General features: G+C 73.3%; 14 protein-coding genes. 13 read left to right on the top strand and 1 reads right to left on the bottom strand.

The window, feature by feature from the left end; all coding sequences use genetic code 11:
• Nucleotides 1-17 precede the first annotated feature (17 nt).
• From glmS to IF00_RS41275, 8 genes are all read left to right on the top strand, one after another.
• Entirely contained in the window at nucleotides 18-1,865 is a 1,848-nt protein-coding gene (gene glmS, locus IF00_RS0116065; RefSeq protein ID WP_030318621.1) for a glutamine--fructose-6-phosphate transaminase (isomerizing), read from the top strand.
• A 24-nt stretch (nucleotides 1,866-1,889) separates the two neighbouring features.
• Nucleotides 1,890-2,258 (top strand): holo-ACP synthase, encoded by a 369-nt coding sequence (locus IF00_RS0116060; protein ID WP_030318619.1) that lies wholly within the window; start codon nucleotides 1,890-1,892, stop codon nucleotides 2,256-2,258.
• A gap of 253 nt (nucleotides 2,259-2,511) precedes the next feature.
• Nucleotides 2,512-3,990, top strand: coding sequence for a bifunctional ADP-dependent NAD(P)H-hydrate dehydratase/NAD(P)H-hydrate epimerase (locus tag IF00_RS0116055; protein ID WP_030318618.1), 1,479 nt, complete (start codon nucleotides 2,512-2,514; stop codon nucleotides 3,988-3,990).
• A gap of 132 nt (nucleotides 3,991-4,122) precedes the next feature.
• Nucleotides 4,123-4,950, top strand: coding sequence for a L,D-transpeptidase (locus IF00_RS0116050; protein ID WP_388306586.1), 828 nt, complete (start codon nucleotides 4,123-4,125; stop codon nucleotides 4,948-4,950).
• 20 nt (nucleotides 4,951-4,970) lie between these two features.
• Nucleotides 4,971-6,119: an alanine racemase gene (gene alr / locus IF00_RS0116045; protein WP_030318614.1), complete on the top strand. Its 1,149-nt coding sequence runs from the start codon at nucleotides 4,971-4,973 to the stop codon at nucleotides 6,117-6,119.
• A gap of 10 nt (nucleotides 6,120-6,129) precedes the next feature.
• Complete coding sequence (locus IF00_RS0116040) at nucleotides 6,130-7,320, top strand: alpha/beta fold hydrolase (protein ID WP_030318612.1); 1,191 nt, start codon at nucleotides 6,130-6,132, stop codon at nucleotides 7,318-7,320.
• 10 nt (nucleotides 7,321-7,330) lie between these two features.
• Entirely contained in the window at nucleotides 7,331-7,831 is a 501-nt protein-coding gene (gene tsaE / locus IF00_RS0116035) for a tRNA (adenosine(37)-N6)-threonylcarbamoyltransferase complex ATPase subunit type 1 TsaE (RefSeq protein ID WP_030318610.1), read from the top strand.
• Nucleotides 7,832-7,965: 134 nt separating this feature from the next.
• Nucleotides 7,966-8,157 (top strand): hypothetical protein, encoded by a 192-nt coding sequence (locus IF00_RS41275; protein WP_037638328.1) that lies wholly within the window; start codon nucleotides 7,966-7,968, stop codon nucleotides 8,155-8,157.
• A gap of 31 nt (nucleotides 8,158-8,188) precedes the next feature.
• On the opposite strand, the gene IF00_RS0116025 is transcribed toward IF00_RS41275, so the two are convergent.
• Nucleotides 8,189-8,731, bottom strand: coding sequence for a L,D-transpeptidase (locus IF00_RS0116025; RefSeq protein ID WP_030318609.1), 543 nt, complete (start codon nucleotides 8,729-8,731; stop codon nucleotides 8,189-8,191).
• Between the two features lie 120 nt (nucleotides 8,732-8,851).
• Between IF00_RS0116025 and tsaB the strand changes: the two genes are divergently transcribed.
• The 5 genes from tsaB (at nucleotide 8,852) to IF00_RS0116000 (ending at nucleotide 12,272) form a co-directional block, all read left to right on the top strand.
• Nucleotides 8,852-9,508 (top strand): tRNA (adenosine(37)-N6)-threonylcarbamoyltransferase complex dimerization subunit type 1 TsaB, encoded by a 657-nt coding sequence (gene tsaB, locus IF00_RS0116020; protein WP_030318607.1) that lies wholly within the window; start codon nucleotides 8,852-8,854, stop codon nucleotides 9,506-9,508.
• Nucleotides 9,509-9,531: 23 nt separating this feature from the next.
• Entirely contained in the window at nucleotides 9,532-10,002 is a 471-nt protein-coding gene (gene rimI, locus IF00_RS0116015) for a ribosomal protein S18-alanine N-acetyltransferase (RefSeq protein WP_030318605.1), read from the top strand.
• The gene (tsaD, locus tag IF00_RS0116010) at nucleotides 9,992-11,107 is read left to right on the top strand and encodes a tRNA (adenosine(37)-N6)-threonylcarbamoyltransferase complex transferase subunit TsaD (RefSeq protein WP_030318603.1); all 1,116 of its coding nucleotides are present in this window, start codon (nucleotides 9,992-9,994) and stop codon (nucleotides 11,105-11,107) included. The genes rimI and tsaD overlap by 11 nt, the downstream gene beginning before the upstream one ends.
• Nucleotides 11,104-11,358 carry a hypothetical protein gene (locus IF00_RS0116005; RefSeq protein ID WP_030318601.1) on the top strand — a complete coding sequence of 85 codons (255 nt, stop codon included), beginning with the start codon at nucleotides 11,104-11,106 and terminating at the stop codon, nucleotides 11,356-11,358. Before tsaD ends, IF00_RS0116005 begins: the two co-directional genes overlap by 4 nt.
• Nucleotides 11,359-11,423: 65 nt before the next feature.
• Nucleotides 11,424-12,272, top strand: coding sequence for a polysaccharide deacetylase family protein (locus IF00_RS0116000; RefSeq protein ID WP_030318599.1), 849 nt, complete (start codon nucleotides 11,424-11,426; stop codon nucleotides 12,270-12,272).
• The last annotated feature ends 104 nt before the right edge of the window (nucleotides 12,273-12,376 follow it).

Raw genomic sequence — 12,376 nt, 5'->3', positions numbered from 1 at the left:
CGCCGTAGGCTGCCGTCATGTGCGGAATCGTGGGATACGTCGGCGGGCAGTCGGCGCTTGATGTGGTGGTCGCGGGCCTCAAGAGGCTCGAATACCGGGGCTACGACTCGGCCGGTGTCGCGGTGCTCTCCGACGGAGGGCTCGCCGCGGCCAAGAAGGCGGGGAAGCTCGTCAACCTGGAGAAGGAGCTCGTGGACCGGCCGCTCGCCGGCGGGTCCGTGGGCATCGGACACACCCGCTGGGCCACCCACGGCGGCCCGACCGACGCCAACGCGCACCCGCATCTGGACAACGCGGGGCGCGTCGCGGTCGTCCACAACGGCATCATCGAGAACTTCGCCGCTCTCCGCGACGAGCTGGCCGAGCGCGGCCACGACCTGCTGTCCGAGACGGACACCGAGGTCGTGTCCCACCTCCTCGCCGAGGAGTTCTCCTCCGCCGGGGACCTCGCGGAGGCCATGCGGCTGGTGTGCCGGCGGCTCGACGGGGCCTTCACCCTGGTCGCGGTGCACGCCGACCAGCCGGACGTGGTCGTCGGCGCCCGCCGGAACTCGCCGCTCGTCGTCGGTGTCGGCGAGGGCGAGAACTTCCTCGCCTCCGACGTGTCCGCGTTCATCGCCCACACCCGGTCGGCCATCGAACTCGGCCAGGACCAGGTCGTCGAGCTGACCAGGGACGGCGTCACCGTCACCGACTTCGACGGGGCGCCCGCCGACGTCCGCGCCTTCCACGTGGACTGGGACGCGTCCGCCGCCGAGAAGGGCGGCTACGACTACTTCATGCTGAAGGAGATCGCGGAGCAGCCCAAGGCCGTCGCCGACACCCTCCTCGGCCGGATCGACGGCGCGGGCCGGCTCACCCTCGACGAGGTGCGCATCCCCGACGCCGTGCTGCGCGCGGCCGACAAGATCGTCATCATCGCGTGCGGCACCGCGTTCCACGCCGGTCTCATCGCCAAGTACGCCATCGAGCACTGGACCCGCATCCCCTGCGAGGTCGAGCTCGCCAGCGAGTTCCGCTACCGCGACCCGATCCTCGGCCAGCGCACCCTCGTCATCGCCATCTCCCAGTCGGGCGAGACGATGGACACGCTGATGGCGCTGCGGCACGCGCGGGAGCAGGGCGCGAAGGTGCTCGCCGTGTGCAACACGAACGGCTCGACGATCCCGCGCGAGTCCGACGCCGTGCTGTACACCCACGCCGGGCCCGAGGTCGCCGTCGCCTCCACCAAGGCCTTCCTCACCCAGCTCGTCGCCTGCTACCTCCTCGCGCTCTACCTCGGGCAGGTGCGCGGCACCAAGTGGGGCGACGAGATCCACGCCGTGGTCCGCGAGCTGGCCAGGATCGGCGACGAGGTCGAGCGGGTCCTGGAGACCATGGAGCCCGTCCGGGCCCTCGCCCGCTCCCTCGCCCACAAGGACACCGTTCTCTTCCTCGGCCGTCACGTCGGCTACCCCGTGGCCCTCGAAGGCGCCCTGAAGCTCAAGGAACTGGCGTACATGCACGCCGAGGGCTTCGCCGCCGGGGAGCTCAAGCACGGGCCGATCGCGCTCATCGAGGAGGACCTGCCGGTCGTCGTGGTGGTGCCCTCGCCCCGGGGCCGTTCCGTCCTCCACGACAAGATCGTCTCCAACATCCAGGAGATCCGGGCGCGCGGCGCCCGCACCATCGTGATCGCCGAGGAGGGCGACGAGGCCGTGGTCCCGTACGCCGACCACCTCGTCCGCATCCCGGCCACGCCTACGCTGCTGCAGCCGCTGGTCTCCACGGTGCCGCTCCAGGTCTTCGCCTGCGAGCTCGCCACCGCGCGGGGCAACGAGGTCGACCAGCCGCGCAATCTGGCCAAGTCCGTGACCGTGGAGTGAGTGCGTGCGTGTGAAGGTGAGCAGATGATCATCGGGGTGGGGATCGACGTGGCCGAGATCGACCGGTTCGCCGCGTCGATCGAACGGACACCGGGGCTGCTCCGGCGCCTCTTCGTCGAGAGTGAACTGCTGCTCCCCAGCGGCGAACGGCGCGGGCCCGCCTCCCTCGCGGTGCGGTTCGCCGCGAAGGAGGCCCTCGCGAAGGCGCTCGGCGCGCCGGGCGGGCTGCACTGGACGGACGCCGAGGTGTACGTCGAGGACACCGGGCAGCCACGGCTGAGGGTGAGCGGGACGGTGGCGGCGCGGGCGGCCGAGCTGGGTGTGAAGCACTGGCACGTGTCGCTGAGCCATGACGCGGGGGTGGCGTCCGCGGTGGTGATCGCGGAGGCGTAGGCGCGTGTTGTACGGACCAGGGGTCCGGCCGTCGGAGGACGGTCGGGCCCCTGGTCGTGTGCGCGCGGCTGCCAGGGCCGGCGTCGGGTGTGAGTGCCGCGCATGTTACTTAGGTAAGGCGAACCTAAGTCGAATGATGAGGGGGTGTCAACCCACCCCCGGACCGCGGCTCGAGAGCGGCGGCGCGGCGGCCGGTGCGGCGGGGTCGTGGCGGCGCCGGGCAGGCGCCCGGGGGCTGCGGCAGACTGCGACCATGCGTACCGCTTACCGCGTGGAGACCGTACGGGCCGCCGAAGCCGCCCTCAAGGCCCGACTCCCCGAAGGCGCGCTCATGCAACGCGCCGCCGCCGGACTCGCCGCCGCCTGCTGCTCGCTCCTCGGGAAGGGACGGGTGTACGGGGCGAGAGTCGCCCTCCTCGTCGGCAGCGGCGACAACGGCGGCGACGCCCTCTACGCCGGCGCCCGGCTCGCCCGGCGCGGCGCCGGAGTCACCGCCGTCCTCCTCGGCGACCGCGCGCACGAGGGCGGACTCGCGGCGCTGCGGGCGGCGGGGGGCCGGGTCGTGGACAGCGCCCACGACGACCCGTTCGAACCGCTCGCCGCCGCCGACCTCGTCCTCGACGGCATCACCGGCATCGGCGGACAGGGCGGGCTCCGGCCCGACGCAGTGCCCGTCGCCCGCGCCGCGCGCGGCTCGGACGCCGTCCTCGTCGCCGTCGACCTGCCGAGCGGCGTCGACGCGGACACGGGGGAGGTGGCCGGGGAGGCGCTGCGGGCGGACGTGACGGTGACCTTCGGGACGTACAAGCCGGGCCTGCTCGTCGACCCGGCGCGGTCCTACACGGGCGCGTTGCGACTCGTCGACATCGGGCTCGGCGGCGAACTTCCGGGCGTGGCCGACCTGGAGGCGCTCCAGCACCAGGACGTGGCGCGGCTGCTGCCCGTACCGGGTGCCGAGAGTGACAAGTACCGGCGCGGGGTGCTCGGCGTCGTCGCCGGCTCCGCGCGCTATCCGGGGGCGGCGGTGCTCGCCGTCGAGGGGGCCCTGCGGGGCGGTGCGGGGGCGGTGCGGTACGTCGGGCCGGCGGCGGACGCGGTGATCGCTGCGCACCCGGAGACCCTGGTCCACCCGGGGCCGCCGGACCGCGCCGGGCGGGTGCAGGCCTGGGTCGTCGGGCCGGGGCTCGGCGACGAGCCGGGCGTCGCGGAGGTCCTCGCCTCGGACGTGCCGGTGCTCGTGGACGCGGACGGGCTGCGGGGGCTCGACCCTTCGCTGGTACGGGCCCGCAGCGCGCCGACCGTGCTCACCCCGCACGCGGGGGAGGCGGCGGCGCTGCTCGGCGCGACCCGGGCGGAGGTGGAGGCGGGGCGGCTGGCGGCGGTGCGGGAACTGGCGGCGCGGTTCGGGGCGACGGTGCTGCTCAAGGGCTCGACGACGCTGGTGTGCGGGGCGGGGACGGAAGCGGCGTCGGGGGCGGCGGTCGCGGGTGGCGCGGTCCGGGTGAACCCGACGGGGACGGGATGGCTGGCGACGGCGGGAAGCGGGGACGTCCTGTCGGGCCTCGCGGGGTCGCTGCTCGCGGCGGGGCTGCGCCCGGTGGACGCGGCGTCGTGCGCGGCGTACCTGCACGGGCTGGCGGCGCGGCGGGCGTCGGCGGGCGGGCCGGTGACGGCGGGGGACGTGGCGGGGGCGTTGGGAGGCGCGTGGCGCGATGTGACGGCCGGGCTGTAGGGGGACGCTGAGTCCCCCGACCCACCCCCGGTCGGCTGAACACGCTCCGCCGGCCGCCTCTCCCGGCGCGCTCCCCCGGGTCGTCGGGGATTGGGTGGGTGGGTGATCAGATCGAGAAGTCGTGCCGTGTCGTTGTTCGTTCTTCTCGGGGTCCTGCTCGTGCCCCTGGCCGGGGGCGGGGCCGTTGCCGACGCCCCCGAGCCCGGGGACGTGCTCGTGCCCGGGGTGGCCGGGGGCGGGCGGGCCGAGTACCCGATGGATACGCCCGATCAGGTGCTGCCGCCCCTCCATCCCGAGGGCGACGTGCCCGTGCCCACGCCCGAGGAGGACGCCGACGAGTCGGTCGAGTACATGCCCAGGAGTGTCGTGGGAGCCTCCTGCACCGCCACCACGGGTACCCATCAGCGGCGGGTCGAGCGGCTGCTCGGGCTCAGGGCCGACGGGAGGCAGTCCGCCGCCGACTGCCGGGCCATCCGTGCCTTCCAGGTCAGGGAGAAGATCAAGCCGGCCAACGGCTACGCCGGGCCCGTCACCTGGTCCCGGGCCGAGCTGCTCGCCGCCCGGAAGAACCTGGATCCGGGACGGCGCTGTCCCGTGAAGAAGTACACGGTCGTCTGTGTCGATCTCGACCGGCAGCTCATGTGGGTGCGGAAGGACAAGAAGGTGACCTTCCCCGTCGTCACCATGCGGAGCGGGCGCAAGGGGTATGCCACCCGGACCGGGTGGCACTCCGTCTACTGGCGGCACAAGGACCACTGGTCGACCATCTACAACACCCCCATGCCCTACTCCCAGTTCTTCAGCGGCGGTCAGGCCTTCCACGCCGTCTACGGGCAGCTCGCCACGCCCACCGGCAGCCGCGGCTGCGTCAATCTCAGCTACGGCCACGCCCGGAAACTCTGGGACGTGCTGCGCAAGGGTGACCGGGTCTACATCTGGGGAAAGCGGCCCGGGAGCTGACACCTGAGAGACTGGGCGCGATGACTGAGACACCGCCGCCCCGCAGAGCCCGCGCCGAGATCGACCTCGGTGCGCTGCGTGCGAACGTCCGCACGCTGCGCGCCCGCGTCGCCCCCCACGTCCGGATCATGGCCGTGGTCAAGGCCGACGCGTACGGACACGGCGCGGTGCGCTGTGCCCGCGCCGCCCTGGACGCGGGCGCGGACTGGCTCGGCACGGCCACCCCGCACGAGGCGCTCGCGCTGCGCGCCGCCGGGATCACCGACGTGCCGGTCATGTGCTGGCTCTGGACCCCCGGCGACCCCTGGGACCAGGGCATCGAGGCCGGCCTCGACATGTCCGTGAGCGGGATGTGGGCCCTGGAGGAGGTCGTCGAGGCGGCGAGGAGGACCGGCGGCACCGCGCGTGTCCAGCTCAAGGCCGACACCGGGCTCGGGCGCAACGGCTGTCAGCCCGCCGACTGGCCCGAGCTGGTCGGGGCGGCCCTGAAGGCCGAGGCCGACGGGCTCGTCAAGGTCACCGGGCTCTGGTCGCACTTCGCCTGCGCCGACGAGCCGCACCACCCCTCCATCGCGGCCCAGCTCGATGTCTTCCGCTCGATGCTCGACCACGCCGAGAAGGCCGGCGTCGATCCCGAGGTCCGGCACATCGCCAACTCGCCGGCCACCCTCACCCTCCCCGAGGCCCATTTCGACCTGGTCCGCCCCGGTATCGCCATGTACGGCGTGTCGCCGAGTCCGGAGTTGGGAACCTCGGCCGAGCTGGGGCTGCGGCCGGTGATGTCGCTCAAGGCGAGCGTCGCCCTCGTGAAGCGGGTCCCGGCCGGGCACGGCGTCAGCTACGGCCACCACTACGTCACCGACGCCGAGACGACCCTCGGGCTCGTCCCGCTCGGCTACGCCGACGGCGTCCCCCGGCACGCCTCCGGCCGCGGCCCCGTCCTCGTCGACGGCACCGTCCGTACCGTCGCCGGACGCGTCGCCATGGACCAGTTCGTCGTCGACCTGGGCGGGGACGTCCCCGCGCCGGGTACCGAGGCCGTGCTGTTCGGGCCCGGTGACCGGGGCGAACCGACCGCCGAGGACTGGGCGGCGGCCGCCGACACCATCGCGTACGAGATCGTCACCCGGATCGGCGCGCGCGTCCCGCGCGTGTACCTGGGCGAATAGAGGGGGGCGCATGGGCGAGTCCAGCAGCACCGGCACGTGGCGCCGCGCCGGATTCGCCGGTGCCGCGATAGGCGTCCTCGCCGCGGGAGCCGCCGCCGGGGTGGCCGTCGAGCGCCTCACCGTCGGCCGGTCCGTACGGCAGAAGGCGCGGCTGGCCCTCGACTCCACCGGCCCGTACGGCGGGCTGCGCGGGACCCCGGGCCGGGCCCTCGCCGACGACTCGACCGTCCTGTACTACGAGGTCGACGAGGTGGCGGCGGACACTCCGCCCGCCCGTCGGCGGCGGCTCTTCGGGCGCAAGGAGCCCGCCCCCGTGACCGTCGTCTTCAGTCACGGCTACTGCCTCAACCAGGACTCCTGGCACTTCCAGCGGGCCGCGCTGCGCGGTCTCGTCCGTACCGTCCACTGGGACCAGCGCAGCCACGGCCGCTCGGGCCAGGGCGTCGCCCAGTCCGGTGCCGACGGCGTGCCTGTCACCATCGACCAGCTGGGCCGCGATCTCAAGGCCGTCCTCGACGTCGCCGCGCCCGAGGGCCCGCTCGTCCTCGTCGGGCACTCGATGGGCGGCATGACGATCATGGCGCTCGCGGACCGGTACCCGGAGTTCGTCCGCGACCGGGTCGTCGGCGTCGCCTTCGTCGGTACGTCCGCCGGGAAGCTCGGGGAGGTCTCGTACGGCCTTCCGATCGCCGGCGTCAACGCCGTCCGGCGGGTCCTGCCCGGCGTGCTGCGCGCGCTCGGCTCCCAGGCCGAGCTGGTCGAGCGGGGCCGGCGGGCGACCGCGGACCTGTTCGCCGGGCTCATCAAGAAGTACTCGTTCGCCTCCAGGGACGTGGACCCCGCCGTCGCCCGCTTCGCAGAGCGGATGATCGAGTCCACCCCCATCGACGTCGTCGCCGCCTTCTACCCGGCCTTCGCCGAGCACGACAAGGCCGCCGCGCTGCCCGTCCTCCGCGACCTCCCGGTGCTCGCGCTCGCCGGCGACCACGACCTGGTCACCCCCAGCTCCCACACCGAGGCCATCGCCGATCTCCTTCCGGAGGCGGAACTCGTCATCGTGCCGGACGGCGGCCATCTGGTGATGCTGGAGCACCCGGAGGCGGTCACGGACCGGCTCGCCGACCTGCTGGTCCGGGCGGGAGCCGTCCCGGAGACGGCGGCGGAGACCGTCACGGTGAGACCGGAGACCCGCAACAGTTAAGTTGGCGGGTATGGAAGCAGCGCACCCGCCCGTCTCCGGCGCCACCCTGGCCATCGACTCCCCCCAGCAGATGCAGGAGCTCGGCCGCCGTCTCGCGAAGATCCTCCGTCCCGGCGACCTCGTCATGCTCACCGGTGAACTCGGCGCCGGGAAGACCACCCTCACGCGGGGGCTCGGTGAGGGCCTCGGCGTGCGGGGCGCCGTCACCTCCCCGACCTTCGTCATCGCCCGTGTCCACCCGTCCCTGGTCGGCGGCCCGGCTCTGGTGCACGTGGACGCGTACCGCCTCGGCGGCGGACTCGACGAGATGGAGGACCTCGATCTGGACGTCTCGCTGCCCGAGTCGGTCGTGGTCGTCGAGTGGGGTGACGGGAAGGTCGAGGAGCTGACGGACGACCGTCTGCACCTGCTGATCCACCGGGTGACCGGCGACACCGACGACGACCGGCGCACGGTCGTGCTGCGCGGGATCGGCCCGCGCTGGGCGGACGAGGACCTGGGTGTGCTCTGACCGGCCGTACCGACGGCCCCACGGTCGTACGTAGTTTCCGACAACGTGTCGGGAAGGTGTTGCGTCGTTCCTACGTGCCGTGGTGACATGGATGCACAAGCTGGTTAGGTGAACCTAACCTACGGGAGGCATGCATGGCGACGCCGAAGCGCGCGGAACCCGTCCGGGACCACGTCTCGATGAGTGAGCTGCTGGCATCCTGCGCGGCCGCCCGCGCCGTGTCGACCCCGCCGGGCGGGCGCCCCGACCGGGCGGACGAGGAGCACGGGGCGAGGGCCGGGCAGGTCGAGCGGATCGTGCGGGTCGTACGCGGCAGAGCAGCGTAGAGCCCCGGGGGCGGGGCGGGAACGTCCCGCCCTACGCGACGACGACGACCTTCGCGCCGATCACCGCGAACGTCCACAGCGCGTCCCCGTCGGCCCGCTTCATACGGATGCCGCCGGTCTTCTTCGTCGGGTCCGGCTTCGGCGTCGAGCCGTCGACGGCCGCGCTGAAGCCGATCGCCACGTCCTGGGCCGTCGCGAACCGCACCACGTGCTCGATCTGCACGCCGTCCGAGCCGCGGACCGAGCCCGAGCGGGAGGTCACGCTGTACGCGCCCGGCGCCGGGTGCACCGTGCTCGGCATCACCGTGAACGACCGGCGGGCCTTGCCCTTCGCGTCGACCAGCCACACCCGGCGGTCGGCGAGGGAGTACACGACGCGCTCACCGCTGCCGGAGGCCGCCGGAACGGCGAGGGGGTCCTTCGGCGGCTGCTTCGGCCCGCCGCTCGGCGAGATCGACGGGACGGAGGTGCCGGGGGTCCGGGGCTCGGCCGCCAGATCGGCGGGAGCGTTCGCCGAGGCCTGGTACGCCAGGAAGCAGACCGCGGCGACGGCCGCCGCCGTGAGCCCGGCCACGAATCCCGAGCTGCTCCGTGCCACCGTGCCCACCTCTCGTACGAACGTATCGAAGGGTGACGGTAGCAGCAGGGGGAGCGAGGGGCGGGGCACCGTGCCCGGGAGCCGTAGGCTGTTCGCGTGCTGTTGCTCGCCATGGATACCGCCACCCCCGCCGTCACCGTCGCCCTCCACGACGGCGAGGCCGTCGTCGCCTCGTCGAGTCAGGTCGACGCCCGCCGCCACGGGGAGCTGCTGCTGCCCGCCGTCGACCGGGTCCTCAAGGAGGCCGGTCTGAAGCTCGACGCGGTCACCGGGATCGTCGTCGGCGTCGGCCCCGGCCCGTACACCGGCCTCCGGGTCGGTCTCGTCACGGCCGCGGCCTTCTCCTCCGCGCTCGGCGTGCCGGTGCACGGCCTGTGCACCCTCGACGGCCTCGCGTACGCCTCCGGGATCGACGAGCCGTTCGCCGTCGCCACGGACGCGCGCCGCAAGGAGGTCTACTGGGCGCGGTACGACGACTCCCGTACGCGCGTGACCGACGCGGCCGTCGACCGGCCCGCCGAGATCGCCGAGCGGCTCGCCGGACTCCCCGTCGTCGGCGCGGGCGCCCGTCTCTACCCCGAGGCCTTCCCCGACGCCCGCGACCCCGAGCACCAGTCGGCGGCCGCGCTCGCCGCGCTCGCGGCGGAGCGGCTCGCGGCCGGCGAAGGCGGATTCCTCGACCCGCTGCCGATGTATCTGCGCCGGCCCGACGCGCAGGTGCCGAAGAACTACAAGGTGGTCACCCCCAAGTGACCGGCGCCGTGGAACTGCGCGAGATGCGCTGGTGGGACATCGCACCGGTGCTGGCCCTTGAGGACGAGCTGTTCCCCGAGGACGCCTGGTCGGCGGGGATGTTCTGGTCGGAGCTCGCGCACGCGCGCGGGCCGCGGGCCACCCGCCGCTACATCGTGGCGCAGACCCCCGAGGGCAGGCTCGTCGGGTACGCCGGTCTCGCCGCGGCCGGCGGACTCGGCGACGTGCAGACGATCGCCGTCGCCCGCGACCAGTGGGGTACGGGGCTCGGCGCCCGGCTCCTCACCGACCTGCTCCACCACGCCACCGCCTTCGAGTGCGAAGAGGTGCTTCTCGAAGTGCGCGTGGACAACACCCGGGCCCAGAAGCTCTACGAGCGCTTCGGCTTCGAGCCCATCGGTTTCCGGCGCGGCTACTACCAGCCCGGAAACGTGGACGCGCTCGTGATGCGACTGACCGTTCAAGGAACTGAGACTGATTCTGATGGCTGCTGACGAACCGCTCGTACTCGGCATCGAGACCTCCTGCGACGAGACCGGCGTCGGCATCGTCCACGGGACCACGCTCCTCGCGGACGCCGTCGCGTCCAGCGTCGACACCCACGCCCGCTTCGGCGGCGTCGTGCCCGAGATCGCCTCCCGCGCCCACCTGGAGGCGATGGTCCCGACGATCGAGCGCGCCCTCAAGACGGCCGGGATCTCCGCGAAGGACCTCGACGGCATCGCCGTCACGGCCGGCCCCGGCCTGGCGGGCGCGCTGCTCGTCGGCGTCTCGGCGGCCAAGGCCTACGCCTACGCCCTCGGCAAGCCGCTCTACGGCGTCAACCACCTCGCCTCGCACATCTGCGTCGACCAGCTGGAACACGGCAAGCTGCCCGAACCGACGATGGCGCTGCTCGTCTCCGGCGGCCACTCCTCGCTGCTGCTCTCCTCCGACATCACCTCCGATGTGCGGCCGATGGGCGCCACCATCGACGACGCGGCGGGCGAGGCCTTCGACAAGATCGCCCGCGTGCTCGACCTCGGTTTCCCCGGCGGACCGGTCATCGACCGGCTCGCCAAGGAGGGCGACCCGGCCGCCATCGCGTTCCCGCGCGGTCTGAGCGGCTCCCGGGACCCCGCGTACGACTTCTCCTTCTCCGGCCTCAAGACCGCCGTGGCCCGCTGGATCGAGGCCAAGCGGGCGGCCGGCGAGGACGTGCCGGTCCGGGACGTCGCCGCGTCCTTCCAGGAGGCGGTCGTGGACGTCCTCACCCGCAAGGCCGTCCGGGCCTGCAAGGACGAGGGCGTCGACCACCTGATGATCGGCGGCGGCGTCGCCGCCAACTCGCGGCTCCGGGCCCTCGCCCAGGAGCGCTGCGAGCGGGCCGGCATCCGGCTGCGGGTGCCCCGGCCCGGCCTGTGCACGGACAACGGCGCGATGGTCGCGGCCCTCGGCTCCGAGATGGTGGCCCGCAACCGGCCCGCCTCCGACCTGGAGCTGTCGGCGGACTCGTCGCTGCCGGTGACGGACCCGCACGTGCCGGGCGCGCACGCGCACGGCCACTCCCACGACCACGATCATGTGCACGAGGTCAGCAAGGAGAACCTGTACTCATGAGGCTCGCCCTCATGTGGGAGGCGCGGGCCGCGCAGGGCCGGGGCGCCGAGCTCCTGGAATGGGCGCGGGCGCGGGTCCTCGCCCGTGAGCCGGTCCGCCGGGAGGTCTTCCGGGCCCCGCAGGACCGGGTTCTCGTCCTCACCTGGTGGGACGCGGAGACCTTCGACGCCGAGCTGCCCGAGCTGCCGGAGCCGGACGCGGAGCTGATCACCCGTCCGGTCCACCGCTGGCGCTTCGAGTCGGTCGAATAGCCGAGCGGGCGACACCAGGTCGAAAGTAGAGCAACCTTTCGATCGGATCGCGCATCCCACAGCGCGTGAAGAAGACGATCGCGCTGTGGGCGGCGCTGACCGCCGCCGCTCTCCTGGTGACCGGATGCGCGGCGGAGCAGCCCGGGCCCGCCGGCGCCACGGCGAAGACGAACGCACCCACGGCCGACCCGTCCGCCGGGCACAAGGCGCCCGATGCCCCCGAGGCCGCGGCCGCCGCCGCGTACCGCCGCTGGGGCCTCAAGCCCTTCCCGGCCCCGCCCGCCCCGCCCGCGGTCAAGCCGGTGACGCGCGGGCCGGGCGACCCGGTCCCCGTCATCAGTGACATCCCGACCACCGAGAAGATCGTCTTCATCACGATCGACGACGGGGCGGAGAAGGACCCCGCGTTCGTGCGGATGATGAAGGACCTCGGGATCCCGGTCACGATGTTCCTCACGGACTCGGCCGTCCGCGCCGACTACGGGTACTTCACCCCGCTCGTCGCCCAGGGCCACGGGCTCGCCAACCACACCCTCACCCACCCCGACCTGCGCACCCTCTCCCAGGACGCCCAGCGCCGGGAGATATGCGGCCAGCAGACGAGGCTCGCCCAGCGGTACGGCACGACTCCGCGGCTCTTCCGTCCGCCCTACGGCAACTGGAACGAGGCCACGCGCGCGGCGGCGGGCACGTGCGGCGTCGACGCGATCGTGCTGTGGCGCGAGTCCATGCAGATCAAGAACATGCAGTACCAGCGGGGCGACAAGAAGCTGCACCCCGGCGACATCATCCTGGCCCACTTCCGCGGCCCCTCCGAGCTCAAGGGCCGGACGATGACCGAGATGACGGCGACGATGCTCCGCCGCATACAGGAGCAGGGATTCACGGTGGCGCGCCTGGAGGACTACGTCTGAGCCGGTCGCTTCGGAAGAACTTCTCGCGAGTCGTCGATGCGGGCTCCTCCCGTTCGACGTATGTGTGGACGGCGGGGAACGGCCCCGCCACCGCATCACCGAGG

Source organism: Streptomyces flavochromogenes, from assembly GCF_000717595.1.
Classification (GTDB): Bacteria; Actinomycetota; Actinomycetes; order Streptomycetales; family Streptomycetaceae; genus Streptomyces; species Streptomyces flavochromogenes.
This window is presented reverse-complemented; position numbering and strand designations above follow the sequence as displayed.

Excerpts from the sequence above, each read along its gene's own strand:
- IF00_RS0116060 (WP_030318619.1), top strand. The coding sequence starts at position 1,890 with ATGATCATCGGGGTGGGGATCGACGTGGCCGAGATCGACCGGTTCGCC.
- tsaE (WP_030318610.1), top strand. The coding sequence starts at position 7,331 with ATGGAAGCAGCGCACCCGCCCGTCTCCGGCGCCACCCTGGCCATCGAC.
- IF00_RS41275 (WP_037638328.1), top strand. The coding sequence starts at position 7,966 with ATGGCGACGCCGAAGCGCGCGGAACCCGTCCGGGACCACGTCTCGATG.
- tsaD (WP_030318603.1), top strand. The coding sequence starts at position 9,992 with ATGGCTGCTGACGAACCGCTCGTACTCGGCATCGAGACCTCCTGCGAC.
- glmS (WP_030318621.1), top strand. The coding sequence starts at position 18 with ATGTGCGGAATCGTGGGATACGTCGGCGGGCAGTCGGCGCTTGATGTG.
- alr (WP_030318614.1), top strand. The coding sequence starts at position 4,971 with ATGACTGAGACACCGCCGCCCCGCAGAGCCCGCGCCGAGATCGACCTC.
- IF00_RS0116040 (WP_030318612.1), top strand. The coding sequence starts at position 6,130 with ATGGGCGAGTCCAGCAGCACCGGCACGTGGCGCCGCGCCGGATTCGCC.
- IF00_RS0116005 (WP_030318601.1), top strand. The coding sequence starts at position 11,104 with ATGAGGCTCGCCCTCATGTGGGAGGCGCGGGCCGCGCAGGGCCGGGGC.
- rimI (WP_030318605.1), top strand. The coding sequence starts at position 9,532 with ATGCGCTGGTGGGACATCGCACCGGTGCTGGCCCTTGAGGACGAGCTG.
- IF00_RS0116055 (WP_030318618.1), top strand. The coding sequence starts at position 2,512 with ATGCGTACCGCTTACCGCGTGGAGACCGTACGGGCCGCCGAAGCCGCC.